The 23489-nt window shown below is 71.1% G+C and carries 22 protein-coding genes; 14 read left to right on the forward strand and 8 right to left on the reverse strand.

Translation table 11 applies throughout. The annotated features are described in order from the left end of the window. Window positions 1-404 precede the first annotated feature (404 nt). The 3 genes from ACIBW6_RS14990 to ACIBW6_RS15000 all read left to right on the forward strand — a co-directional run bounded on the left by ACIBW6_RS14990 (window position 405) and on the right by ACIBW6_RS15000 (window position 3361). A complete protein-coding gene (locus ACIBW6_RS14990) occupies window positions 405-1919 on the forward strand; it encodes a NaeI family type II restriction endonuclease (RefSeq protein ID WP_399059724.1) in 1515 nt (504 codons plus the stop codon). A 204-nt stretch (window positions 1920-2123) separates the two neighbouring features. Continuing rightward, window positions 2124-2684, forward strand: a complete 561-nt coding sequence (locus ACIBW6_RS14995) for a hypothetical protein (protein ID WP_399059725.1) — start codon at window positions 2124-2126, stop codon at window positions 2682-2684. Next, window positions 2681-3361, forward strand: a complete 681-nt coding sequence (locus ACIBW6_RS15000) for a hypothetical protein (RefSeq protein WP_399059726.1) — start codon at window positions 2681-2683, stop codon at window positions 3359-3361. Before ACIBW6_RS14995 ends, ACIBW6_RS15000 begins: the two co-directional genes overlap by 4 nt. A gap of 398 nt (window positions 3362-3759) precedes the next feature. On the opposite strand, the gene arsM is transcribed toward ACIBW6_RS15000, so the two are convergent. Next, complete coding sequence (gene arsM / locus ACIBW6_RS15005) at window positions 3760-4602, reverse strand: arsenite methyltransferase (RefSeq protein WP_399059727.1); 843 nt, start codon at window positions 4600-4602, stop codon at window positions 3760-3762. A 96-nt stretch (window positions 4603-4698) separates the two neighbouring features. Here arsM and ACIBW6_RS15010 point away from each other — a divergent pair, with 96 nt between their 5' ends. The 8 genes from ACIBW6_RS15010 to ACIBW6_RS15045 all read left to right on the forward strand — a co-directional run bounded on the left by ACIBW6_RS15010 (window position 4699) and on the right by ACIBW6_RS15045 (window position 11447). Beyond that, on the forward strand, window positions 4699-5082 hold the full coding sequence (locus ACIBW6_RS15010; protein WP_399059728.1) for an ArsR/SmtB family transcription factor: 384 nt from the start codon (window positions 4699-4701) through the stop codon (window positions 5080-5082). Continuing rightward, window positions 5079-6188, forward strand: coding sequence for an ACR3 family arsenite efflux transporter (gene arsB / locus ACIBW6_RS15015; protein WP_399059729.1), 1110 nt, complete (start codon window positions 5079-5081; stop codon window positions 6186-6188). Before ACIBW6_RS15010 ends, arsB begins: the two co-directional genes overlap by 4 nt. After that, the gene (locus ACIBW6_RS15020) at window positions 6181-6588 is read left to right on the forward strand and encodes an arsenate reductase ArsC (RefSeq protein ID WP_399059730.1); all 408 of its coding nucleotides are present in this window, start codon (window positions 6181-6183) and stop codon (window positions 6586-6588) included. Before arsB ends, ACIBW6_RS15020 begins: the two co-directional genes overlap by 8 nt. Window positions 6589-6705: 117 nt before the next feature. After that, window positions 6706-7242, forward strand: a complete 537-nt coding sequence (locus ACIBW6_RS15025; RefSeq protein WP_399059731.1) for a hypothetical protein — start codon at window positions 6706-6708, stop codon at window positions 7240-7242. 283 nt (window positions 7243-7525) lie between these two features. Next, entirely contained in the window at window positions 7526-8107 is a 582-nt protein-coding gene (locus tag ACIBW6_RS15030; protein ID WP_399059732.1) for a TMEM165/GDT1 family protein, read from the forward strand. Window positions 8108-8260: 153 nt separating this feature from the next. Then, on the forward strand, window positions 8261-8869 hold the full coding sequence (locus tag ACIBW6_RS15035) for a TetR/AcrR family transcriptional regulator (protein WP_399059733.1): 609 nt from the start codon (window positions 8261-8263) through the stop codon (window positions 8867-8869). Next, entirely contained in the window at window positions 8866-10545 is a 1680-nt protein-coding gene (locus ACIBW6_RS15040) for an FAD-binding dehydrogenase (RefSeq protein WP_399059734.1), read from the forward strand. Before ACIBW6_RS15035 ends, ACIBW6_RS15040 begins: the two co-directional genes overlap by 4 nt. Beyond that, on the forward strand, window positions 10542-11447 hold the full coding sequence (locus ACIBW6_RS15045; RefSeq protein WP_399059735.1) for an SDR family NAD(P)-dependent oxidoreductase: 906 nt from the start codon (window positions 10542-10544) through the stop codon (window positions 11445-11447). The genes ACIBW6_RS15040 and ACIBW6_RS15045 overlap by 4 nt, the downstream gene beginning before the upstream one ends. A gap of 163 nt (window positions 11448-11610) precedes the next feature. Here the strand turns inward: ACIBW6_RS15045 and ACIBW6_RS15050 are convergent, their stop codons facing one another. Beyond that, complete coding sequence (locus ACIBW6_RS15050; protein WP_399059736.1) at window positions 11611-12918, reverse strand: M64 family metallopeptidase; 1308 nt, start codon at window positions 12916-12918, stop codon at window positions 11611-11613. A 135-nt stretch (window positions 12919-13053) separates the two neighbouring features. Between ACIBW6_RS15050 and ACIBW6_RS15055 the strand changes: the two genes are divergently transcribed. From ACIBW6_RS15055 to ACIBW6_RS15065, 3 genes are all read left to right on the forward strand, one after another. Then, a complete protein-coding gene (locus ACIBW6_RS15055; RefSeq protein ID WP_399059737.1) occupies window positions 13054-14400 on the forward strand; it encodes a helix-turn-helix domain-containing protein in 1347 nt (448 codons plus the stop codon). A 283-nt stretch (window positions 14401-14683) separates the two neighbouring features. Continuing rightward, window positions 14684-16579 carry a S9 family peptidase gene (locus ACIBW6_RS15060; protein ID WP_399059738.1) on the forward strand — a complete coding sequence of 632 codons (1896 nt, stop codon included), beginning with the start codon at window positions 14684-14686 and terminating at the stop codon, window positions 16577-16579. 58 nt (window positions 16580-16637) lie between these two features. Beyond that, window positions 16638-17408, forward strand: a complete 771-nt coding sequence (locus ACIBW6_RS15065) for an SURF1 family protein (protein ID WP_399059739.1) — start codon at window positions 16638-16640, stop codon at window positions 17406-17408. Between the two features lie 26 nt (window positions 17409-17434). On the opposite strand, the gene ACIBW6_RS15070 is transcribed toward ACIBW6_RS15065, so the two are convergent. From ACIBW6_RS15070 to recR, 6 genes are all read right to left on the reverse strand, one after another. Continuing rightward, a complete protein-coding gene (locus ACIBW6_RS15070; RefSeq protein ID WP_399059740.1) occupies window positions 17435-18544 on the reverse strand; it encodes a hypothetical protein in 1110 nt (369 codons plus the stop codon). Then, entirely contained in the window at window positions 18541-19212 is a 672-nt protein-coding gene (locus tag ACIBW6_RS15075; RefSeq protein WP_399059741.1) for a SigE family RNA polymerase sigma factor, read from the reverse strand. Before ACIBW6_RS15075 ends, ACIBW6_RS15070 begins: the two co-directional genes overlap by 4 nt. A 392-nt stretch (window positions 19213-19604) precedes the next feature. Next, the gene (locus ACIBW6_RS15080; protein ID WP_399059742.1) at window positions 19605-20675 is read right to left on the reverse strand and encodes an aspartate-semialdehyde dehydrogenase; all 1071 of its coding nucleotides are present in this window, start codon (window positions 20673-20675) and stop codon (window positions 19605-19607) included. Continuing rightward, window positions 20675-21961, reverse strand: a complete 1287-nt coding sequence (locus ACIBW6_RS15085) for an aspartate kinase (RefSeq protein ID WP_399059743.1) — start codon at window positions 21959-21961, stop codon at window positions 20675-20677. Before ACIBW6_RS15085 ends, ACIBW6_RS15080 begins: the two co-directional genes overlap by 1 nt. 240 nt (window positions 21962-22201) lie before the next feature. Then, window positions 22202-22867: a DUF5063 domain-containing protein gene (locus tag ACIBW6_RS15090; protein WP_399059744.1), complete on the reverse strand. Its 666-nt coding sequence runs from the start codon at window positions 22865-22867 to the stop codon at window positions 22202-22204. Next, window positions 22860-23459 (reverse strand): recombination mediator RecR, encoded by a 600-nt coding sequence (recR, locus tag ACIBW6_RS15095; protein WP_018529216.1) that lies wholly within the window; start codon window positions 23457-23459, stop codon window positions 22860-22862. Before recR ends, ACIBW6_RS15090 begins: the two co-directional genes overlap by 8 nt. Window positions 23460-23489 lie beyond the last annotated feature (30 nt).

Consider the following 23489-nt stretch of genomic DNA (forward strand, 5'->3'; position numbering starts at 1 on the left):
CGGAAGCGGCAGCAGAGTCAACGCCATGCCGTCCCCCGGAGCCCTGTGACGGCGGCGTACCTCCACCCTGGCGCCAGGCCGAGTAGAGAACGGCCGCGGCGGAGGTGCTCGTGATGACCTGATCGGAAGGCAGATTCAAGGCGATCAGAGCTGCGGGCGTGCCGACGATGATGGCGAAGGCGCAGATATCGGCCGTGCGCTGACGCATCGACGTCCTTTCTCACGTAGCGATTTACGGCTGGGGTGACCACGGTGCCGGATGTCCACGACGCCCGGAAGTTCGATCTTCCGATCAGATAGATTGAATACTCTTTTGAGGAGATCGAAGGGGCGGGGGCGAGGACATGGCGCGCCGAAGACGGGGCGGTCAGTGGTCAGAGGTGGACACGGAACTATGCATGCCCATGCGGGAGATCGTGGGGCTGCTGCGTGATCTGGTCGACAACAGCGGAGTCCAGCTGAAAGGGCTGCAACAGCTACTGCTGGCGCAGCACCGGGAAGGCCCGCGCCCTCCGTCGTATCAGGTGCTCTCGGACCGACTTCGAGGCAGAGGGCTCCAGAACAACGCCTCGTTGATCTACGCGATCATCGCGGTACTCGCTCCACCAGAGCGTAAGGAAGGCATGACCGAGGAGGTCAGGCAGCACCTGGTGAACGCGCGGGCCACGCTGGCAGCCGACAGTACACAACCATCGCAAGAGCCGACGCCCGATAGCCCGGATCCGGAACTCCTGGACGTGCTACGAGAGAACCGCGACCTTCGCAGCAAGGTGGAACGGATCGAGCGCCGCCTGGCGCGCAAGGAGAAGCGCCTCCAAGCACTGCGCGACGAGCTGGCCGCCGCCGAGCGCCGAGCTCCGGCTCCGTCCGTCGGCCCGGCACGGGATGAACCGGCCACCGTGATCCCGTCCTTTCCGGACGAGGGTGTCGCAGCGACCCGCTTGGCAGACTCCGACATCGCAGCCGCGATCAGCAGCCCTTCTGCCGCCGCCGCAGGAACTGAAAGCAGCTCTGGCTCCTCTGACGTGGCTACCGTCGCGGATGCCCTCCGCGGCATGCCGGACTTCGAGGCAACAACGGCGAACGCCCTGCGCCACGCATTCGACAGCGTGCTCGACGGACGGCGAACGGGGCGATTCGACCCGGCTACGCTCGGGAAGTCCGAGAAGGTCTACCTCGGCGCCAAGGTCACTCACGAGCTCACGGCGGCCTGGGGATTCCCGCCTGGCCAGGAGACCACCGACCTCCCGATAGGACGCCAGCAGGTAGTACTGAAGTTCACCACTGGTGCGACATGGACGATTACGCCCGGGGAGGTCGGGAGGGTGTGTCTGCTCGTGTCAGCCAACGATGAGCGGTCCTGCTGGAGCCTCGGACTGATCCGGATCGAACCCGGCCACCTCAGCGGAGCAGCCAACCGCGACTTCAAGCGCACGCTCTCGGCCGCAGGCCGACAGGCCGTCACCTGGCTCTTCCACAACGCGCATCTGCCGGAGAACACCCTTCTCCACCTTCCGGCGCCGCTTCGAGAGAAGATTTTCGCCACCGAAGTGAGCCGGCGCGGCAGCCAGGCCCGGGTGAACAACCTCTTCAGGCTCGCGCAAGGACGGCTACTCAACCGAACCACGATCTCCACCGTCGCCGTGACCGCAGATGGCCCGAAGCGAGTTCGAACTGCCCGGGAGACATTGCGCGGCGATGGCATCCTCGTGCTCGGCGGCACCAGTCGACAGGCGACGATCGCCCGTAGCCTCGGCCTGCCCGTGCCGCGCGACGGTGAATGGGTCAGTCAACGGGTCACCCGCCGACGCCCCGAACATGGCGATGCACCGAGCATCGCCCTCTCCGATGAGGTGTGGACACTGGCTGGACCAGACGACCCCATCGAGGAGGCTCCGTCGCTCGCGAAACTCTGGTAGCGCTGAAGGAAACGTCGGCGAACCCGTCCTGGAAGGCGAGGGTGTCCGATTATCCGGTGGAGCTAGCGCTCCGGAAGCCCGCCTGTCGCTGGAGGCACTCCGAAATCTGATCGACGGCTAACTGCGGTTCCTTCGAACACATCCCGGGGAAGAACCGTGAACCGACTGGCTACGTCAGACGAAAGCGACTGATACGAGGGGGACATGAACCAGTTCGAACTACGCCGTGTGGAAGGGCAGCTCCGCGAAGCGCTGCAAGACACCGCCCTAAGTTGGGTGCTCGACGATGTCGACGCGGCAATCGCCGCGGGAGTGCCGGAGGAGAAGATCCTCCGCCGACGCCAGCAGCGCCGCGGCGATAACCTCCCCGCCACGAGTCCGGCTGCAGCAGCGGCTCGATACGAGGTGGTGGACCGCAGCATGCTTGGCCTCGGAGAGTACGAGTCTTCACACAAGGGAGGGACCCTGGTCATCGCCACGCGAGCCATGACAGAGGAAGAACGTGTGCAGCTCCTCCTTGATGCGGTAAAGCGCGTGCTCGTCGACCTGCCTGAAATGGAACTGGAGGTGCTGAAGACGCTCCGGTCTGAGCCCGAAGGCGACGCTGGCAGCCGGAGCATGGCTGAGGGGGTCGTGTTCGAGCCAGACGAAAGCGCTCGAACACGCCGTAGCCGAACTGAGTTCCGGGGAGATCGGGTGCCGGCTGAGCGACGTACACGCGTCAGCCAGCTGCTGGCCGAAGTGACGAGGGAGGTAGTCAGTTGAGCACGGTCGATGACCTAGTCAACGAGATCAAGAGCCTTCTGGCTGCGGGGGCGGTGTCGTACGACTCCGCTTCGAAGCCGTCCGACATCTACGAGGGCTTCATCTTCTCCCTGATCGTCGCCACCGCGAGTCGGCATGGTGCCACTGTCACCTACGAAGACGTCTACGGGGCGAGGGCCAGCAATCTTGTTTTCCGGACAGGGCCCGGTCACCTGTACGGCAACAGCCAGCCCTTCACCCACGCCGTGATCGAGTTCGACGGTGCCCCCGCCCTTGAAGTCCACCTCGGCGTCTATGTGACCGGCTCGTCGGGCGTCCTGCACGAGTGCGACGTGTTGGTGCTGCCAGCCGAGGAAGCCGCCCTGAGCCGAGTGCAGGGCATCGCACCACGAGGCAGTCAGAGTGTCCTCATCGTCGAGTGCAAGTACTACGTCTCCAACCTCGGCATCGGCCTCGCACGGAACTTCGAGGGGCTGCGCGCCGACATCCGTACCCAGAACGAACTCTTCGTCGCCAACACCAGATCGTCGAGCATCGTGCGGTACCTCGATGCCCGAAAGAGAGGCTTCGAGCCCGACGTGGTACCCAACTCACCACAGGCAGGCTATCTCCAGGCCGAGATCAGGAAGACCTTCAAGAGCTACCTGAGCAAGCACGCTCCCTCAACCGTAATCTGAGCCGTCGCACGAGCGTCGCGCACACGTATTCAGCGCGTGCCGATGTGGCGGGACAGGTCGCCCCAGCGACCGTTGGCTACGGTCCCCTTGGGAGCCATCTGGGAGCCGACCCGCTCCCCGAGCCCCTTCGAGGCCACCTGAGACCTCGACATCCCGACGCCCTGAACAGCGCAAACGCCGTCCACGCTGGCAAGATCACCACCCGAACCTCATTCGGGACGAAGAGGTCGTGGGTTCAAATCCCGCCACCCCGACAGCCGAAACAACTGGTGAGTCTCCCCGGTCAGGCGGCGCCGGAGTGGCGGACGAGCCGGGTGATCACCCTCAAGGGATGTGCCACTGCTCGGGCGCCCGGGTGTTCGTCGCCGAACCACAGGGCCACCAGGGGATTGTGACCGTCACAGTCCCTCGGTTCCGTGGTCGCTCCCACCACAGCAGGAGCCGGCCCCGCTCTCCCCGGAGGGCGTATGGAGGAGGGCCGCACGCGGCACATGGGCGGGCTTGACCGCTCGGACAGTGGCGGAGTGCATGCCGTCGGCGACTGCGTGGGTCGGGGTGAGTTCGATGGAGCTGAAGCCTGCCGCCGTCAGGCCTGCGCGGTACTCGGCGAACGAGAGGGCGCCCGCGATGCAGCCGACATAGTCGCCGCGCTGCGCCCGCTGGGCCGGAGTGAGTTCGTCGTCGGCGACGACGTCGGAGATGCCGATCCGGCCGCCGGGTGCCAGGACGCGGAACATCTCCGCGAAGACCGCGGGCTTGTCGGTGGACAGGTTGATGACGCAGTTCGAGATGACGACATCGATCGTGTTCGAGGGGAGCGGGATGGCCTCGATCGTTCCCTTGAGGAACTCGACGTTGGTGGCGCCGGCCTTCTTCTGGTTGGCCAGGGCGAGGGCGAGCATCTCCTCGGTCATGTCCAGCCCGTACGCCTCGCCGGTCGCCCCGACGCGACGGGCGGAGAGCAGTACGTCGATGCCGCCGCCGGAGCCGAGGTCGAGGACCCGCTCGCCCTCGTGGAGGTCGGCTACGGCGGTGGGGTTGCCGCAGCCGAGGGAGGCGGCGACCGCCTCGGCGGGCAAGGCGTCGCGTTCGTCGGCCGCGTAGAGCGTGGAGCCGAAGTTGTCGTCGATCTTGACGGCCTGCGGGCCGCAACAGGCGGTGCCGCCCTCGGTGACCTGTACGGCTGCGGCGGCATAGCGCTCGCGGACGGTCTCGCGCAGGTCAGCGGACTGATCGCTCATGGCATTCCTCCGGGAGGAGACGGACATCGGACGCGCTGCTTCGAAGGTTTTCGATGCAACCTTGCGCCCTGGATCGAAGTTCGTCAACATAGAGCCATGTCGAAACAAGAGCTGGTCGTGCTCGGCCAGGACGAAAGCGGCTGCTGCCCCACGCTGCTGGCAGCCCCGCTGGACGAGGGCCGGGCGGTCGAGTTGGCCAGGGTCTTCAAGGCCCTTGGCGATCCCGTCCGGCTCCGCCTGCTGTCGATGATCGCCTCGCGCGAGGGCGGCGAGATCTGCGTCTGCGACCTCACCCCCGCGTTCGACCTGTCGCAGCCGACCATCTCCCACCACCTGAAACTGCTGCGCCAGGCCGGGCTCATCGACTGCGAGCGGCGCGGCACCTGGGTCTTCTACTGGCTGCAGCCGGAGATGACCGACAAGCTCGCCGGCATCCTGACCCGCCCTGGACAGCCCGCCACGGCAGAGGCGTCCTCATGAGCGACACCGCCACCGCGCCGGTCGCGGCCCGCCTGTCATTCGTGGACCGCTACCTGGCGGTGTGGATCCTCGTCGCGATGGCCGCCGGTCTCGGGTTGGGCCGTCTCGTGCCCGGTCTCGGTGACGCGCTGGCCGAGGTCACCGTCACCGGGGTCTCCCTGCCGATCGCCCTCGGCCTGCTCGTGATGATGTACCCGGTGCTCGCCAAGGTCCGCTACGACCGGCTCGACACCGTCACACGCGACCGACGGCTGCTGATCCCCTCGCTGGTACTGAACTGGGTGGTCGGACCGGCGCTGATGTTCGCGCTCGCCTGGATCTTCCTGCCGGACCTGCCCGAGTACCGCACCGGCCTGATCATCGTCGGCCTGGCCCGCTGCATCGCCATGGTCATCATCTGGAACGACCTCGCCTGCGGCGACCGCGAAGCCGCCGCCGTCCTGGTCGCCCTCAACTCCGTCTTCCAGGTACTGGCGTTCAGCCTGCTCGGCTGGTTCTACCTGTCGGTGCTGCCCGGCTGGCTCGGTCTGGAGCAGACCACTCTCGACATCTCGGTGTGGGAGATCGCCCGCAGCGTCCTGATCTTCCTCGGCATCCCGCTGCTCGCCGGATTCCTGACCCGCCGCCTCGGCGAGAAGACCAAGGGCCGCACCTGGTACGAGACCAAGCTGATCCCGCGCATTGGACCCTTCGCCCTGTACGGGCTGCTCTTCACCATCGTCGTCCTCTTCGCCCTCCAGGGCGACGCCATCACCTCCCAGCCCCTCGACGTCGCCCGGATCGCGCTGCCGCTGCTCGTCTACTTCGCGCTCATGTGGGCCGGATCCATGGCCCTGGGCAAGGCAGTCGGCCTCGACTACCCGAAGGCGACAACGCTGGCGTTCACCGCCGCAGGCAACAACTTCGAGCTGGCCATCGCGGTCGCCGTCGCGACCTTCGGCGCCACCAGCGGCCAGGCCCTCGCCGGCGTCGTCGGTCCCCTCATCGAGGTCCCCGTCCTGATCGGCCTGGTGTACGTGGCACTCGCCGCCCGCCGCTACTTCCCCGCCCCCCATGCACCTGCTGCCTCACCGGCCGCCGCCTCGGGAGGCTCCGCCCGTGTCTGACCGCGCCAAGTTCTCGGTCCTGTTCGTCTGCGTCCACAACGCGGGACGCTCCCAGATGGCCGCCGCCTTCCTCACCCACCTCGCAGGCGGCCACATCGAGGTCCGCTCCGCCGGCTCCCTGCCCGCCGAGCAGATCAACCCGGCCGCCATCGAAGCCATGCAGGAAGTCGGCATCGACCTCACCAGCGCTACCCCCAAGGTGCTCACCACCGAAGCCGTCCAAGCGTCCGACTACGTGATCACCATGGGCTGCGGCGACGCCTGCCCGGTCTTCCCCGGCAAGACGTATCTCGACTGGAAGCTCGACGACCCCGCCGGCCGAGGCGTTGAGGCCGTCCGCCCCATTCGCGACGAGATCAAGCAACGCGTCGAGGCCCTGATCGCCGAGATCGCTCGGTGAGGCGGGCGCCGACGGTCCATGGGGTGGGGACGCTCGCGTTTCGGAGTGACGCAAGGGCTGGGAGATGACCGTCCCGCCTTCTTCACAGCGCGCCGCACCCCGTGCTCAATACCGTGTATGGACTGGACTGCACCTCTAAGCGCCATAGCGGGCGCGTTCGCCGGGATCATTGCCACGTTCGTCGTGGATCGGGATCGCTGGAAGCGGGCCCAGCGGGCGGATGCGCAGGCCGTTCTGCGTGAGGCCTTCGTGAGCTATCTCGCTCATTTGGCCCGCTCGGCGGAGGGCATGCGGTTTGCTGCCGAAGCCGCTCATGACACGCCTGAAGACCGCCGGCGGGCGGTCCGGGTCGCCTTTTCGGAGTCTGGTCTGTTCGAGCAACGGTTCGGTCTGACGATGCTTGCCCCGCCCCGCGTCGTCGCTCTGGGCGTCGAAGCGTTCCGCACCGTCCGGGCTCTGCGTGATCTGCTCGCGGACGGTGCCCACGTGACGGACGGCACCTTTCAGACCGCTCAGCACACCTATTACAAGGCCGTTCAGGCCACCGCGTCCGCCATGCGCCGAGAACTCGGCATTCCGGAGCTGCCCTTCGAGCCCCTGGCGCCCAGCCACGACACCCGCACCCGCACCGGAACCCGGCAGCAGCGCCCGTGAGCACCAGCACCGTTCCGCGGTCCGTCAGGGCGGACCCGCCCGCCACCAGGTACCCTGGACACGCAAGCGAAGGGGAGTAGCCCCGCGAACCGGTCGTCGACACACTGGAGCCCTTGGGTTCCCGGTGGCCGGGCTCGGGCCGGATCGGTTCGGGTGGGCGAGACCTTCGACCAGGCAGAACGACTGACGCGTAGGGCATACGTGTCGTGGCTGCCGGGTCGAGTGGTCCTCTCCGCGTGGCGGGCGGGTCGCACCGGCCCGGCCCGTACAGAAAGTACCGCTGATGCACCTCGACCCCCTGGCGATCGTCACCGCCTTCGGGCTGATCTTCCTCGCCGAGCTGCCGGACAAGACCATGTTCGCCTCGCTGGCCATGGGCACCCGGATGAAGCCGCTGTATGTGTGGTTCGGGACTTCCGCCGCCTTCATCGTGCACGTCGCCATCGCCGTCGGCGCCGGTTCGCTGCTCGGGCTGCTGCCGGACTGGATCGTCAAGGTCGTCTCCGCCCTGCTGTTCGCGTTCGGCGCCTTCATGCTGCTGCGCGGCGGTGACGACGACGAGGACGACGAGGCGGGCGCCCGCACGGTGACCGGGTTCTGGCCCGTCTTCGGCACCGCCTTCATGGCCGTCTTCATCAGCGAGTGGGGCGACCTCACCCAGATCACCACCGCGAACCTCGCCGCCACCAACGGCACCTGGTCCACCGCCATCGGCTCCGCCGCCGCCCTGATGTCCGTCTCCGCGCTCGCGCTCGTCGCCGGGCGGTTCATCGCCAAGCGCGTGCCGCTGAAGACCGTCCAGCGGGTGGGTGGCGTGTGCATGCTGCTGCTCGCCGTGTGGACGTTGGTCGAGATCTTCGTCTGAGCGACCGGGCGGATTGGCATGGCGCGGTGTCGGCCCCCCGCCGTCCCGTCCCGTCCCCGCCCGGCCCCATCCCGTCCCGACCCGGCTCGGCGCAGGCCTTGTCGATACAGGAACGTATCGAATACGTTCCTGTATCCGACGGAAGGGGCGACGATGCCGGGCACCGTGACCAAGCGCCGCGCCCGCACGCGGCAGCGGCTGCTCGACGCCGCGCTCGACGTCTTCGCCGAGGTGGGGTTCGGGCGGTCCACCGTCGAGCAGGTCTGTGAGCGGGCCGGGTTCACGCGCGGCGCCTTCTACTCGAACTTCTCCTCCCTCGACGAGCTGTTCCTCGCCCTGTGGGAGGAGCGGTCGGCGCGGCTGCTCGGCGATGTGCGGCGCGCGCTGGCCGGCATCGACCCGGCCGACCCCGACCGTGCCGTGCGGGCCGCCATCGCCGCGGCGCCGGTGGACGACGCCTGGTACCGGATCACCGCCGAGTTCACCGCGCACGCGCTGCGCAATCCGGGGCTGCGGCGGGTGATGGCGGCCCGGGAGCAGGCGATCCGGGACGCGATCCTGCCGGTCCTCGTCGCCGCGCTTGCCCGCCTCGGGCGGCGCGTCGACGACGAGGACGCCCTCGGTGACGCGCTCGTCGCCGTGCACGACGGGACCCTCGTGCAGGTACTGCTCCGGCCGGACGACGCGGGCGCCACGGCCCGTCGCGAGGCCCTGTTCAGGAACGTACTCGACGCCTACAGCACACCCATGGAGAGCGCATGAGCGACAGCGGTGGCACTGCGGACCGTGCCGATGTGATCGTCGTGGGAGGCGGGCTCGCCGGGCTCGTCGCCACCTACGAACTGACCCGCGCGGGCAAGCGCGTCGTCGTCGTCGACCAGGAGAACGAGGCCAACCTCGGCGGGCAGGCCTTCTGGTCGCTCGGCGGGCTCTTCCTCGTCGACAGCCCCGAACAGCGCCGCATGGGCATCAAGGACAGCTACGAGCTGGCCCTCGCCGACTGGCTCGGCTCCGCCGGCTTCGACCGCGAGCGGGAGGACCGCTGGCCGCGCGCGTGGGCCGAGGCGTACGTGGGGTTCGCCGCCGGGGAGAAGCGCGACTACCTGTACGGGCTCGGGTTGCGGGTCACGCCGAACGTCGGGTGGGCCGAGCGCGGCACCGGGACCGCGACCGGGCACGGCAACTCCGTCCCGCGCTTCCACCTCACCTGGGGGACGGGGCCCGAGGTCGTCCGGGTCTTCCGGGAGCCCGTCCTCGACGCGGCCGCCCGGGGGCTCGTGACCTTCAAGTACCGGCACCGCGTCGATGAGTTGATCGTGGAGGGCGGGGCCGCGGTCGGGGTGCGCGGGGCGCTGCTCCAGCCCTCGGACGCGGCGCGCGGCGTCGCCTCCTCCCGGGAGAGCGCCGGCGACTTCGAGCTGCGCGCGCAGGCCGTCGTCGTCACCTCGGGCGGCATCGGCGGCAACCACGACCTGGTCCGCGAGAACTGGCCGGCCGAGCGGATGGGGCGGCCGCCCGCGTCGATGGTCACCGGTGTCCCGGCCTACGTCGACGGGCGCATGCTGGGCATCGCCGAGGGCGCGGGCGCGTCCCTGGTGAACCGGGACCGGATGTGGCACTACACGGAGGGCCTGAAGAACTGGGACCCGGTCTGGCCCGGCCACGGCATCCGCATCATCCCGGGCCCCTCCTCGCTGTGGCTGGACGCCACGGGCCGGCGGCTGCCCGCGCCGCTCTTCCCCGGGCACGACACGCTCGCCACGCTCAAGCACATCACCGCGACCGGGTACGACCACACGTGGTTCGTGCTGACCCGGGCCATCGTGGAGAAGGAGTTCGCGCTCTCCGGCTCCGAGCAGAACCCCGACATCACCGGCAAGGACCTGAGGCTGGTCCTCCAGCGGGTGAAGAAGGGTGCACCCGGTCCGGTGCAGGCCTTCCTGGACCACGGGGAGGACTTCGTCGTCCGGCGCACCCTGAAGGACCTGGTCGCCGGGATGAACGCGCTGACGCCCGGGACGCCGGTCGACCACGACCTGGTGGAGCGGGAGATCACCGCGCGGGACCGGGAGGCGGAGCACGGCTACGGCAAGGACCTCCAGATGATGGCGGTGCGCAACGCCCGCGCCTACTGGCCCGACCGGATCACCCGCGTCGCCAGGCCGCACCGGCTGCTCGACCCGGCGCAGGGCCCGCTCATCGCCGTACGGCTGCACGTGCTGACCCGCAAGACGCTGGGCGGCCTGGAGACCACGCTCGACTCGCAGGTGGTGCGGCCCGACGGTTCGCTCTTCGAGGGGCTGTACGCGGCCGGGGAGGTCGCCGGGTTCGGCGGTGGCGGTGTCCACGGGTACAACGCGCTCGAAGGGACGTTCCTCGGCGGCTGCATCTTCTCCGGGCGGGCGGCCGGGCGCGCGCTCGCCAGGAGCCTGGGGTGAGCGCGGGGGACGGCGGCGGCCGGGGCGGGGTGCGGGGGACCGCGCTGGTGACCGGGGCATCGTCCGGGATCGGGGCGGCCGTCGCGGCGGCGCTGGTGCGGCGCGGGTACCGGGTGTACGGCACGAGCCGCGACCCGCGGAAGGTCGGCTCCCCCGTCGCCGGGGTGACGTACCTCCCGCTGGACCTCGCCGACGACGCGAGCATCGAGGCGTGCGCGGCCGCCGCGGGGGACGTGGACGTGCTGATCAACAACGCGGGGGAATCGCAGAGCGGACCCTTCGAGGAGCTGCCGATGGACGCGGTCCGGCGGCTGTTCCAGCTCAACGTCTTCGGGGCGGTGCGGCTCAGCCAGCTGGTGCTGCCCGGCATGCGGGAGCGGGGGCGCGGGCGGGTGGTCATGGTGGGCTCGATGCTGGCCAGTTTCCCGCTGACCTACCGGTCGTCGTACGTCGCCTCGAAGGCGGCGATCAAGGGGTTCGCGAGTGCGGCCCGGCGGGAGTACGCGCCCTACGGGGTCTGGGTGGCGACGGTCGAGCCCGGATCGGTCGCCACCGGGATCAGCGCGCGGCGCACCCAGTACGTGGCGGAAGGGTCACCCTTCCGGGGGGCCTACGACACGATGCTTGCGGCTCTGAACCGGAACGAGGCACGGGGGGTCTCTGCCGAGAAGGTCGCCGCGAAGGTCGTGGGGGTGGTCGAGGCGGGGCGGCCCCGGGGGTTCTACGCGGTGGGGAGTGGGGCGCCGGTGGTCTTCGCCGTGCGGCGGGTGGTGTCGCGGGGGGTCAGTGAGGGGCTCGTCGCGCGGCGGCACGGGTTGCCTCCGGCGGGCGGGGGTTTCCTCGCCGGGTTCGGGGCGGGTGCCGGGCGGTGGGGCTTCTCGCGCCGTTCCCCGCGCCCCTGAAAGGTGCGCTGCGTGCGGCCCCGGTCGTCCTCGCAGCGCCCCCAGAAGAACCCGTTCGGCTGACCGTTCGGTGGGGGCTGGGCGCGCCGTTCCCCGCGCCCCTGGAGGCGTGCGGCTTCGCCGCAGCCCCCGGCGCGGACGGGACGTCAGCCTGACCGCGTTCTCAGGGGCGGCTCAGGGTCCACGTGAGCGTGGTCTTCGTGGTGCGGCGCGCTGACGGGTCGCGGAGCGCCCGCGTGTGGTCGACGGCGGTCGCCGTGACCCGGTGCGGGCCCGCGCGCAGCCGCAGGGAGGCCGGCTGGAGGGAGTGCCGGCCCGCCGCACCGGGGACCTCGACCCCGTCCACGTACCACCGGATCCGCACGTCGGCGAGCCCCTTCGCGAGGGGCGCCACGTCGACGCGGAGCGGACCCGCGGCCGTGACGAGGTCCGCCGCGCGGTAGAAGCCGGCGATCATCGCCTCGCGGCCGGGCAGGTTGAAGACGTCGGTGTCGAGCGCCCGCATGATCGAGTTCTGGGTGGGACGGTAGATGCCGTACTCGTAGTACCCGGCCCCCTCGTACGTGCCGACGGTGCCGCCCGCGGGGTCGCTCTGGCCGAGCCAGCGGTACCACTTGCTGCGCGTGCTCCCCATCTCCGCCGCGGTCTGCTTGCTGGTGTTGGGCTCGGCGGGTTCGGCGCCGGGGTAGGTGCCGTAGCCGTCGTACTGGTACTCGTCGGCCAACAGGCCGATGGAGTGGCCGAGTTCGTGGGCGCCGATGAGGTACGAGCGGTCGTTGTCGGACGACATGGTCGCGATGCCGGTGTGTCCGGCGGTGGAGGAGAGTCCGCTGTAGCCGGCGCCGCCGTACTTGGTGGAGTTGGCGATGACGAAGACGATGTCGGAGGCGGGCGCCTGCTGGGCGTAGGCGTCGACCTTCTTCTCGTCGACGCAGAGCAGCCGTTCGGTGTCGGAGCAGAAGAAGTAGCTGCTGACGGCGGTGGACTTGACGACGTCCGCGGTCGGGTCGCCGGAGACTCCCGACTGGTTCGAGACCGCGTTCACCAGCCAGAAGTTGAACAGGCCCCGGTAGCTCTTGTAGGGCTCGATGGCGAAGATCGCGTCCAGCTTGGCCTGGGCGTCCTGCGCGAAGTCGCCCTGCTGGTCCGCGGTGTAGCCGTCGCCGACGATCACGAGGTCCAGGCGGCCGTCGGCGGGGCCGGTGCGTTGCAGGGCGGTGACGCCGGTGGCCCCGGGGGCAAGCGCCGGGGCCTGCTGCACGCGGCCGATCTCGGCCGGTACGGAGGCGGGGGCCGGCACGTGGCGGCCCGGGCCGTGCGAGTCCGGGAAGTACTCGACGGTTCTGCCGCCACGGTCGGGCGCACCGCCGTCGCCGGTGGCGGCGTGGCTCGTCGTGCCCGCGGCGCCGAGCGCGGCGACCGCGAGGACGCCCGCCGCGATCGCGGTGACCAGAGGGGTGCGGACGGGCACGGGAACCTCGCAGTAAGTTGAAGGTTAAGCAGACTTAACTTGCCTTAACTGGTCGCTCAACCTAGGGGGTTGGCGCGAGCGGGGGCAAGAGGTGACACTCCTGGGACCCCATGCGAAAGGCGGCACGCCCGCGCCATGCCCGAAGAACCGCCGGAATCCGTGGGCCGTCGCGTCCTGCGGCTGCGCGCCGCGCGCGGCCTCACCCAGCGCCAGGTCGCCGAGCCCGCCTACACGCCCGCCTACATCTCCACGCTCGAAGCGGGCCGGGTCCGCCCCTCCGAGGCGGCGCTGCGGCACATCGCGGAGCGGCTCGGCGTCACGTACGAGGAACTGGCCACCGGGCAACCGGCCCACCTGGCCACGGACATGCGGCTGCGGCTGACCGAGGCCCAGCGCGCGCTCGCCACCGGCGCCGCGAGCGAGGCCGCCGGGCTCTACCGGACGCTGAGCGCGGAGGCGGCGGCGCACGGCCTCGGCGCGGAGCACGCGGCGGCCGAGCTGGGACGGGGCGAATGCGCCCTGGAGACCGGCGAACTCGCCCTGGCCCGCGCCCACTTCGACACCGCCGACGCGCTGCTCACCGAGGCCGGGGCGCCGCTGCCGCAGCGCGCTCCGGTGATCCGGGCCCGGGCCGTCGCCCACTACCTCTCCGGCTCCCTGCGCTACGCCTGCTACCTGCTGGAGTCCGCCCTCGACGAGCTGAACACCGGCGGCCTGCACGACCCGGACGCGCTGGTGCTGCTCTACACCGCCTCCATCGCCCCGTACATGGACATGGGCGCCCACGCGCGGGCCGCGCAGGCCGCCGAACTGGCGCTCGCGCTCGCCCCGCGGGTGGGCGACCCCGCGCTCGTCGCCCAGATGCACCGCTCGGTGGCCCGCACCCTGCTCGCCGAGGGCAAGGTCGCGGAGGCCGACGCGTCCCTGGCCAAGGCCGCCGAGCTGTACCAGCAGCTGCAGATCCGTACGGAGCTGGCGCACTGCCACTGGATGCGCGGCTACGTCCACGCCCAGGCGGGCCGTCTCACCGCCGCCGAGAGCGAGCTGCGCACGGCGCGCGACATGCTCCGCGCCAAGCGGGCCGCGCTGTACACGCAGCAGGTCGAGGTCGAGCTGGCCGACGTGCTGCGCGGGCTCGGCCGGCCGCGGGAGGCGGCGGAGCTGCTGCGCTCGCTGCTCGGTGAGATCGGCCCGGAGCGGGGCGCGGTGCACGCGGCGGGCGCGCACCGGCTGCTGGGTCTGATCGCTCAGGAGTCGGAGGCGGTCGAGGAGGCCGAGGAGCACTACGTCAACGCCCTGAGCCTGCTGGAGCGGGCCGGTGCGGCAGGCGACCTGGCGGACCTGTGCCGCCTGCTCGGCGACCTGTACCGGCGCTCCGGCCGCATCGAGGCGGCGCTCGACACCTACCGCACGGGCCTGGGTCACCGGGCGGCGCCGGGCACGACGACCCTCGGTCCGGCACCGGCGCGGCCGCCGCTGTGACGCGCCCCCGACGATCGGCGTAGATATATGCGGCAGGTATTCCGGGCCGGGTCCGGCGGGCGTACATTCCTCACACCGTCGCCGCTCCGGGGCGTACGGATGAACCGCGTCGGCGCGGTTCATCCTCCCCCTCCTCGTCCCGGCCCGCCGACGGACGGCAGGCACGCTCAGCGGGAGCACCTGCATGGCGGACCCGGCCACTCCCCCCGGAGGCACGGCCCCCGGCCGGGTCACGCCGCTCCCCTCCCGGCGGGGCCGGGGCGCGGGCGGGCACTATGGGACCATGACTGAGAGCAAGCCGACCGCCCCTTCGACGCCGGCCGTCCCGTCGACACCGGACGCGGCGTCGACACCGTCCGTACCGCCGTCACCGTCCGTACCGTCGACGCCGTCCGTACCGGACTGGGAGCAGCGCTTCCGGGCGCCGCGGGTCTCGCTGCCCGACTGGGCGGAGGACGCCCCGGACCGCTCCCTGTTCGTGTCGAACGCGACGGGGACGTACGAGCTGTACGCGTGGGACCGGGCCACGGGCGAGCAGCGCCAGGCGACGGACCGGGCGAACGGGACGACGGACGGCGTGCTCTCCCCCGACGGCGCCTGGATCTGGTGGTTCAGCGACACCGACGGCGACGAGTTCGGCGTCTGGCTGCGCCAGCCCTTCACCGGCGGCCCCGACACCGAGGCCGTCCCGGGACTCGCCCCGTCCTATCCGGCGGGCCTGGCGCTCGGCCGCGACGGGCGCACCGCGGTGATCGGCCGCTCCACCGACGAGGACGGCACCACGATCCACGTCGTGGGGCCCGGGGGCGGCGCCCCCGCCGAGATCTACCGGCACCGCGAGTCGGCCGGCGTCGGCGACCTCGACCACGACGGCGCGCTGATCGCGATCGAGCACACCGAGCACGGCGACGCGATGCACTCGGCGCTGCGCGTGGTCCGCCTCGACGGGTCGGCCGTCGCCGAGCTGGACGACACCGAGGGCGGACGGCGCGAGCTCGGCCTGGAGGTCCTCGGCTTCGCCCCGGTCGCGGGCGATCCCCGGCTGCTGATCGGGCACCAGCGGCGCGGCCGCTGGGAGCCGCTGGTGTGGGACGTGACCACCGGCGAGCAGACCGATCTCGCGCTCGACCTGCCGGGCGACGTGTCGGCCGAGTGGTACCCGGACGGCTCGGCGCTGCTGGTCGTGCACGAGTTCGAGGCCCGCTCGGAGCTGTGGCGCTACGACATCGCCTCGGGCGCCCTGACCCGGGTGGCGACCCCGGCCGGCTCGGTCTCGGGCGCCTCGGCCCGGCCGGACGGCAGCGTCGAGTTCCTGTGGTCGTCGGCCGCGGAGCCGCCGGCCGTCCGCTCCACCACGGGCGGCGTCGTCCTGGACCCGCCCGGCGCGAAGGCCCCCGGCTCCGTCCCGGTCGAGGACGCCTGGGTGGAGGGTCCCGGCGGCCGCATCCACGCCCTCGTGCAGAAGCCGGCCGGCGCGCACGGCCCGCTGCCCACGGTCTTCGAGATCCACGGCGGGCCGACCTGGCACGACTCGGACGCGTTCGCCGCGGGCCCGGCCGCCTGGGTCGACCACGGGTACGCGGTGGTCCGGGTGAACTACCGCGGCTCGACCGGGTACGGCCGGGAGTGGACCGACGCCCTCAAGCACCGGGTCGGCCTGATCGAGCTGGAGGACATCGCGGCGGTCCGCGCCTGGGCCGTGGACTCCGGGCTCGCCGACCCCGATCGCCTTGTCCTGGCCGGCGGCTCGTGGGGCGGCTACCTCACGCTCCTGGGCCTCGGCACCCAGCCCGGCGCGTGGGCGGTGGGCCTGGCGGCGGTGCCGGTCGCGGACTACGTCGCGGCGTACGAGGACGAGATGGAGGCCCTCAAGGCCCTGGACCGCACCCTCTTCGGCGGCTCCCCCGAGGAGGTGCCCGACCGCTTCACGGCCTCCTCGCCGCTGACGTACGTGGACGACGTGACGGCCCCGGTCTTCATCTCGGCGGGGGTGAACGACCCGCGCTGCCCGATCCGCCAGATCGACAACTACGTGGACCGGCTCGCCGCCCGGGACGCCCCGCACGAGGTGTACCGGTACGACGCGGGACACGGCTCGCTGGTCGTGGAGGAGCGCATCAAGCAGGTCGCGCTCGAACTGGACTTCGCGAGCCGTCACTTGCCCGCCCGGCGCGGCTGAGGGCCGCCCGGCGGGGGCCGCGGGGCCGGTCCGCACGCCGGACCCGTACCGTGGGGGTGTGTACCGGTTCCTGCTGACTCCCCGCTGGTGGGGGATCAACATCTTCGTCCTGCTGGCGGTCCCCGTCTGCGTCTTCATGGGCTCGTGGCAGCTCAGCCGCTTCGAGGACCGGGTGCAGGACCACCACGAGGTGAGCGAGCGGACGGCGGCGAACGAGAAGGCGGACGCCGAGCCGCTCGCCTCGGTCCTGCCCGTGGACCAGAACACCTCCGGCAAGCGCACGCAGGCCACCGGCCGCTACGACAAGCAGTTCCTGGTGCCCGACCGTGACCTCGACCGGCGCACCGGCTTCTACGTCGTGACGCTCCTGAAGGTCGACGGCACCGGCAAGGCGCTGCCGGTGCTGCGCGGCTGGCTGCCCGGCGCGGCCTCCGCCGCGAAGGCGCCCGCCCCGCCGAAGGGCGAGGTCACGGTGGTCGGCGCGCTCCAGGCCTCGGAGTCGGCCGGGTCCGACGGGGTGAGCACGGCGGGCGGCCTGCCCACGGGCCAGCTCGGCATGATCAGCGCGGCGTCCCTGGTGAACAAGGTGCCGTACGACGTGTACGACGCGTGGGTCACGCTCGACCGGGCGGACGCGCCGATGACACCGGTCCCGGCCGGCACGCCGCAGGGCAGCGGTCTCGATCTGAAGGCGTTCCAGAACCTCGGCTACACCGGTGAGTGGTTCGTCTTCGCGGGCTTCGTGCTCTTCATGTGGTTCCGCCTCGTGCGCCGGGAGGCCGAGGCCCTGCGCGACGCGGAGCTGGGGCTCACCGAAGAGACGGCCTGACCGGGCGGGACTTTCGGCACACGCCCTCAGGAGGCCGGCAGGACGCCCGTGCGGTACACGGTCCCCGCGCACGCGTCCGGGATGGTCGCGGCGGCGCTCGGCGCCCCGGGCTCCGCGGTGTGCGACACGACCACGCTGCCGTCCTCCGTCGGGTCCTCGGTGCCGAGCTGCGCCGACAGGCCGGAGTCGGCCGTGGCGGTCTCGTCCGAGGTGCCCGTGGAGTCGGAGGGTGTCGGTACGGGGGTCTCCGGGCCGCCGGTGCCCCCGGTGGTGCCGCCCGCCGCCGGGCAGGTCGCCGACGGCACCCAGGCGAACCGCACCTCGTAGGCCATGCCGGGCTCCAGGATCAGCTGGCCCGGCTCGGTCGAGGGGTCGGGCAGGCCGGTCGCCCGGTCGCCCGCCGTGTGGTCGACGACGGTGACCCGGGTCGGGTCGGCCGCGCCCTCGGCGATGGTGACCACGCTGCCGGGGTTGTCGACCGTGCAGTTGCCCGCCGAGCCGTTCGACACGCGGAACGAGCCGTAGACCGTGCCGCTGGCGTCGGGCTGGCCGACGCTCGCCACCGCCCGGCTCAGATCGCTCGCGTCGCAGCTCGGGGAGCTAGCGGCGGCCGTGGACGCGGGGCCGGGGCCGCCGGTGGCGCCGCCGCCCGCGCCCTTCTCCTTGCCGTCCGCGTCCTTGTCCTTCTTGCCGTCCTCGCCCTTGTCCTCGGCGTGGGACGGAGTGCCTCCGGAGTGCTTGCCGCCACCGCCGTCCGGCTCATCGGCGCCGGTACCGCCGTGCGTCGCCTCACTGTGGCCGGCGATGGAGGGCCGGTCGGAGGAGTCGTTGTTCGCCACGTGCAGCACCGCGGGGACCGCCATCGCCACGAACACCCCGGCGGCGACGGCGCCGACGACGGCCTGCCGCTTCCGGGCCCGGCGGGCGGGCACCGCCCGGCGCAGATGGTCCAGGGCCTCGTCCGAGGGGGCGATCTCGGCGACGGCCTGGCGCATCAGGCGCCGCAGTTCCAGCTCGTCGTCGGCCGCCGCATCGGCCGGACGACGGGGTCCGTCGTTCACAGTTTCGTTCCCAGCGTGCTCGTCCTGCTCGTGCTTGCCGGACCGCTCGTGCGGCCCGTGGCTCCCGGCGCTCATACCGGTGCCTCCATGGCGATGCGCAGCGCCGCGATCCCGCGGGAACCGTACGCCTTCACGGAGCCCAGGGATATCCCGAGCGCGTCGGCGACCTGCGCCTCGGTCATGTCGGCGAAGTACCGCATCACGAGGACCTCGCGCTGGCGCCGCTGAAGGCCGCGCAGGGCCGCCTTCAGGGCGTCCCGCTCCAGCAGGTCGTACGCGCCCTCCTCCGCGCTCGCCATGTCGGGCATCGGCTTGGTGAGGAGCTTCAGCCCGAGGATGCGGCGGCGCAGCGTGGACCGCGAGAGGTTGACGACGGTCTGGCGCAGGTACGCCAGCGTCTTCTCGGGGTCGCGGACGCGCTTGCGCGCCGAGTGCACGCGGATGAACGCCTCCTGGACGACGTCCTCGCAGGAGGCGGTGTCGTCGAGGAGGAGCGCCGCGAGCCCCAGCAGGGAGCGGTAGTGGGCGCGGTACGTCTCGGTGAGGTGATCGACTGTCGTGCCGGCCGCCGTCACGTCCTCAACGCCCTGTGCCTGCGCCGGAAGCGCCGCGGGCATGGGGGCGATCACCGGCATGCCGCCGGCCGCGCCCCCGCGGGGACGACGCGCCCCGAGGGGCGAGAGGGGGGGCCGCAACGCCGCGCCTCTCGCCTGTACCGCTGTGAAGTCGAGTACCTCTGCCACGCCTGTTGGACACGCTTCCCCCCGTCAGGGTTGTACGCGTCGGACGAACCATTTGCGACAGTTCTCGCCATCCCCACCGATGACGACCCGTCAAATGCCGACATGCGTACCTGCTCTTCCCCTAAGCCCCAATTGCCCTCTGCGTCCGGTTCACCGCCCGGCGGCGACCGCGCGCCCCCCGAAGACGACCGCAGAGACGCTCCCCGCCCTGCGTGCGGTTGCAGGACGGGGAGCGAATCCTCGAACGATCAGCGGTTCGGTTCCAGCAGTCGGGGCAGTGGTGTGGACCACTGCCCTCACAGAACTCTCACAGATCCTACGAGTCAATCCGAATATGGGAAGGGGGTGCCCGGCAGACGGACGTCCGGAGAGGCGTAGATCACTTACAGGTGTCAGGAGCCGGTGAGTTCGGCGGCGACCAGCTCCGCGATCTGCGCCGTGTTCAGGGCGGCGCCTTTGCGGAGATTGTCCCCGCAGACGAAGAGTTCGAGCCCCGCCGGGTCGTCGAGTGAGCGCCGCACCCGGCCGACCCACGTCGGGTCGGTGCCGACCGCGTCGGCGGGCGTGGGGAACTCGCCCGCGGCCGGATTGTCGAAGAGGACGACGCCGGGCGCGGTCGCGAGGATCTCGCGGGCCTTGTCCACGGTGACCTCGCTCTGGAAGCGGGCGTGGACGGTGGCGGAGTGCGTCGTGACGACCGGGACCCGCACACAGGTGACGGCCACCGGCAGATGCGGCAGACCGAGGATCTTGCGGGTCTCGTCCCGCACCTTCATCTCCTCCGAGGACCAGCCGTCCGCGCGCAGCGAGCCGGCCCACGGCACGACGTTCAGCGCGACGGGCTCGGGGAAGGGCCCGGTCCGGTCGCCGACGGCCCGGCGCACGTCACCGGGGCTGGTCCCCAGCTCCGTGCCGGCGACCAGGGAGAGCTGGGCGCGCAGGGTCTCCACGCCGGCGCGGCCCGCGCCGCTCACCGCCTGGTAGCTGGAGACGACCAGCTCGCTCAGGCCGAACTCGGCGTGCAGCGCGCCCACGGCCACGATCATCGACAGGGTCGTGCAGTTGGCGCTGGAGATGATGCCGCGCGGGCGCACACGCGCGGCGTGCGGATTGACCTCGGGGACGACCAGCGGCACCTCCGGGTCCATCCGGAAGGCGGCCGAGTTGTCCACGACCACGACGCCCTTGGCCGCGGCGACCGGCGCCCACGCGGCCGCGACCTCGTCGGGCACGTCGAACATGGCGACGTCGACCCCGTCGAAGACGGACTCCTCCAGGGCCACCACCTCGACCTCGGCGCCGCGCAGGGTGAGCTTGCGCCCCGCCGAGCGCGGGGAGGCGACGAGCCGGATCTCGCCCCAGATGTCGGCGTGCTGCGACAGGATCTGCAGCAGCACCGCGCCGACGCTCCCGGTCGCTCCCACGACCGCGAGCGTCGGACGCCCTGCGGAGTTCGGGGCCATCAGCGGCCGGTGCCTCCGTAGACCACGGCCTCGTCGGAGTCCGAGTCGAGCCCGAAGGCGGAGTGCACGGCGCGCACGGCCTCGTTCACGTCGTCGGCCCGCGTCACCACGGAGATGCGGATCTCGGAGGTGGAGATCAGCTCGATGTTGACGCCCGCGTCGGTGAGCGCCTCGAAGAACCCGGCCGTGACCCCGGGGTTCGTCTTCATACCGGCGCCGACCAGCGAGATCTTGGCGATCTGGTCGTCGTAGCGCAGCGAATCGAAGCCGACGCTGGGCTTGATCCGCTCCAGGGCGTCGATCGCCTTGCGGCCCTCGGTCTTGGGCAGCGTGAAGGAGATGTCGGTCAGCCCGGTCGACGCCGCCGACACGTTCTGGACGATCATGTCGAGGTTGATCGCGGCGTCCGCGACGGCGCGGAAGATCTTCGCGGCCTCGCCCGGCTTGTCCGGCACGCCCACCACGGTGATCTTGGCCTCGGAGGTGTCGTGCGCGACACCGGAGATGATCGCCTGCTCCACGGCCCTGTCCCCTTGCTGCTTCTTCTCGATCGGCTCGTTGCTGACCCAGGTGCCCTGCAAGCCGCTGAAGCTGGAGCGCACGTGGATCGGGATGTTGTACCGGCGGGCGTACTCCACACAGCGGTGGAGCAGCACCTTCGACCCGGAGCTGGCGAGCTCCAGCATGTCCTCGAAGGAGATCCAGTCGATCTTCCGCGCCTTCTTCACGACGCGCGGGTCGGCGGTGAACACGCCGTCGACGTCGGTGTAGATCTCGCAGACCTCGGCGTCGAGCGCGGCGGCCAGCGCGACGGCGGTCGTGTCGGACCCGCCACGACCGAGGGTCGTGATGTTCTTGCCCTCCTGGCTGACGCCCTGGAACCCCGCGACGATGGCGATGTTGCCCTCTTCGATGGAGGTCCGGATGCGCCCCGGCGTGACGTCGATGATCCGGGCCTTGTTGTGGACCGAGTCGGTGATGACGCCGGCCTGGCTGCCCGTGAACGACTGGGCCTCGTGGCCCAGGGCTTTGATCGCCATGGCCAGCAGGGCCATGGAGATCCGCTCCCCGGCGGTCAGCAGCATGTCGAATTCGCGCCCGGCAGGGATCGGGGATACCTGCTCGGCGAGATCGATCAACTCATCCGTCGTGTCGCCCATCGCGGACACCACGACAACCACCTGGTTGCCGTTCTTCTTGGCGTCCACCACGCGCTTGGCGACCCGCTTGATGCCCTCGGCATCGGCTACGGAGGAGCCTCCGTACTTCTGCACGACAAGGCCCACGTGCGCTCCTCGCTCAGTCCGTCTGTCACCGCACTACGTACGCGTACTGCGGTCGGCTCAGTTTAACGAGCGGCCGAATTCCGCCCCGGCCGTACCGCATCATGAGATGTCCCGCTCACGAAGTGATCACCGAGGTGCGTCGGAAGGTCCGGCCGCCCGATCAAGCACATGCCCGACGCGGACCGGGGCAACCGGAAAGTGGGGCAGGTCACGTGCGCCCGCGCTCCGCCCTGCCCGGGGTCATTTGACGGGGCGCAGCCCCAGCGGGCCCGCGATCTCCTCCACCATGACCTGGCCCGCCTCCTCGGCCAGGGTGTCCTCGGTGCGGGCGAGGTCCTCGTCCGTGTCCAGGCCGTCCAGGTCGTCCAGGGGCTGGTTCAGCCGCACGTGCGCCACCAGGGACTGCAGGGCGCGCAGCGTCGCGGAGGCGGTGGAGCCCCAGTTCGAGAAGTACGAGAACTGCCACCACCACAGCGCCTCGGTGACCCGGCCCGCGCGGTAGTGGGCCATGCCGTGGCGCAGGTCGGCGACGACGTCGGTCAGGTCGTCGGAGATCCGGGCCGCGACCCGGGGCTTGCGGGGCTCGTAGGGGTCGAAGACCTCGGAGTACACGTCGACCGGCGCGAGCATCCGCGCGAGCCGCTCGCGCAGCTCGTCCACGTCCAGCTCCGGGCCGAGGTCCGGCTCGTAGCGCTCGTCCGGGACGATGTCCTCGTGCGCGCCGAGCCGGCCGCCCGCGAGCATCAGCTGGGAGACCTCCAGGAGCAGGAACGGGATCGCCGAGTCCGGCTCGTCGCCCTTGGCGATCTCCGTGACCGCGACGATGAAGGACTCGATCTGGTCCGAGATCTGGACCGCGAAGTCGTCCGGGTCCTGAGCGGTGGCGTGCAGCTTGGCGTCAGACATCTAGGAGTCGTCTCCCCTCGAAGGCCCGGCCGAGGGTCACCTCGTCCGCGTACTCCAGGTCGCCCCCGACGGGGAGGCCGCTGGCCAGGCGGGTGACCTTGAGGCCCATGGGCTTGATCATGCGGGCGAGGTACGTCGCCGTGGCCTCGCCCTCCAGGTTCGGGTCGGTGGCCAGGATGAGCTCCGTGACCGTCCCGTCGGCCAACCGCGCGAGAAGTTCTCGTATACGCAGGTCGTCCGGGCCCACGCCCTCGATCGGGCTGATGGCGCCGCCGAGCACGTGGTACTTGCCGCGGAACTCACGCGTGCGCTCGATGGCGACGACGTCCTTGGGTTCCTCGACGACACAGATGACGCTGAGGTCGCGGCGCGGGTCGCGGCAGATGTTGCACAGCTCCTCCTGCGCCACGTTCCCGCACGTCGCGCAGAAGCGGACCTTCGCCTTGACCTCCATCAGCGCCTGCGCGAGCCGCCGTACGTCGGTGGGCTCCGCCTGCAGGATGTGGAAGGCGATCCGCTGCGCGCTCTTGGGACCGACGCCGGGCAGTCTGCCCAGCTCGTCGATGAGGTCCTGGACCACGCCTTCGTACACGGGTCGAACGCCTTCCGTAAGTGCTGCTCC

Origin of the sequence: Streptomyces sp. NPDC049813 (genome assembly GCF_044465085.1) — a bacterium.
In the GTDB taxonomy this organism is placed as follows: domain Bacteria; phylum Actinomycetota; class Actinomycetes; order Streptomycetales; family Streptomycetaceae; genus Streptomyces.